Below are 1,225 nucleotides of genomic sequence, written 5' to 3'. Positions count from 1 at the left end.
AGCCAGCTCCTACAGGTTGACGGTTTTTTTCTGAGGAAAGGAAGAGGCCGTAATGCCCCACTGCCCCAGCCAGTAGCTGACAATCAGCAAATACGGCGCCGCTTCAAACGCCACCACAAACCGATTGATCCCGATCAGCGTGTCGGAAAACACGAACGACGCCGCACCTGCGGCCGCCAGGTATGCCGAGCGCTTGGGTACATCGCTGCCCAATCGTGCCAGCGCTCGCCACAGCATCGCGCTGATCACCAGTGCATAAACCACCACCGGCACCAGCAATGGGCCCAGGCCATGGGAAATCAGGATGCTCAGCAAGATCGCACCCACCACCAGCGCCAACACCAGCGGCAAAATGGCCGGGCGGCGGCAGTCGCTCAAGTAGGCTTTCAGGTACGCCAGGTGCGCGAACAAAAACGCACCGAGGCCGAAGATGAACAGGTCGCCGGGCCAGGCCAGCAGCACATCGCCCACCAGGGAAAAAATCAGCCCCAGGCTGACCCAGCGTCGATAGTCGGTGGGCGGCGCATCATGCAGCCAGCCCAGCAGCGCCAGTACCGGCAATGGCTTTACCAACAGGCAGAGCAGGGTGGCGTGGGTGCTCAGGCCGTAGATAAAGGTTACCGCCCCCATCAACGCAAGGATCATCCATGGCATATCAGTTCACCGTAATGGCGCAGTCGAAGGTTTCGGCCGGTTCAGCTTCAGGCTCCCAGGGTTGTTGTGAGGTGAGGCGCAAACGGCCCTGGCCGGCGTTGAAGGCCTGAAAGCGCCAGGTGGATTGGCCGCCACTGCCGACCACGCCGGTGTCGTCGGTGTTGCTGTAGACCTCGGGGCTCAGGCTGCGCAGCACGCCGCCGGCCGAGTCCTGGATGGCCCAGCGGTAACCGGTGGTGGGATTGCTGGGCAGGGTCAGGATCAGGTTTTGCCCGGTCTTGAGTTGCAGCGGGCAGGCGCTCTGTTTTTCCACGGTGACGTTTTGCTTCGGCGCACTGGCGCAGGCGGCGAGCAGGCAAAGGCTCAGGGGGAGAAGCAGACGGGCAGCGGTCATGGGGGCTCCGTTGTTTGGCGACGAAGGGCGAGCATAACCGAAGATGAGACAAGGTGTGACAGATGGCGTTGTGTTGGCTGCACCGGCCTCTTCGCGAGCAAGCCCGCTCCCACATTCGACCGCATTCCAAAGCATGGACTCGGTCAAGTGTGGGAGCGGGCTTGCTCGCGAAGAGGC

Annotated in this window: 2 protein-coding genes; both read right to left on the bottom strand. The window is 62.3% G+C overall.

Translation table 11 applies throughout. The annotated features are described in order from the left end of the window. Positions 1 to 9: 9 nt before the first annotated feature. Positions 10 to 654: a lysoplasmalogenase gene (locus tag HX869_RS31300; protein ID WP_178904191.1), complete on the bottom strand. Its 645-nt coding sequence runs from the start codon at positions 652 to 654 to the stop codon at positions 10 to 12. A 1-nt stretch (position 655) separates the two neighbouring features. Next, positions 656 to 1,048 (bottom strand): protease inhibitor I42 family protein, encoded by a 393-nt coding sequence (locus HX869_RS31295; protein ID WP_003210413.1) that lies wholly within the window; start codon positions 1,046 to 1,048, stop codon positions 656 to 658. Positions 1,049 to 1,225: the final 177 nt, after the last annotated feature.

It is taken from the genome of Pseudomonas sp. P7779, assembly GCF_013386315.1.
GTDB lineage: Bacteria > Pseudomonadota > Gammaproteobacteria > Pseudomonadales > Pseudomonadaceae > Aquipseudomonas.
Note: the sequence above shows the minus strand (reverse complement) of the source record. Positions and strands in the feature narration are given on the sequence as shown.

Excerpts from the sequence above, each read along its gene's own strand:
- HX869_RS31295 (WP_003210413.1), bottom strand. The coding sequence starts at position 1,048 with ATGACCGCTGCCCGTCTGCTTCTCCCCCTGAGCCTTTGCCTGCTCGCC.
- HX869_RS31300 (WP_178904191.1), bottom strand. The coding sequence starts at position 654 with ATGCCATGGATGATCCTTGCGTTGATGGGGGCGGTAACCTTTATCTAC.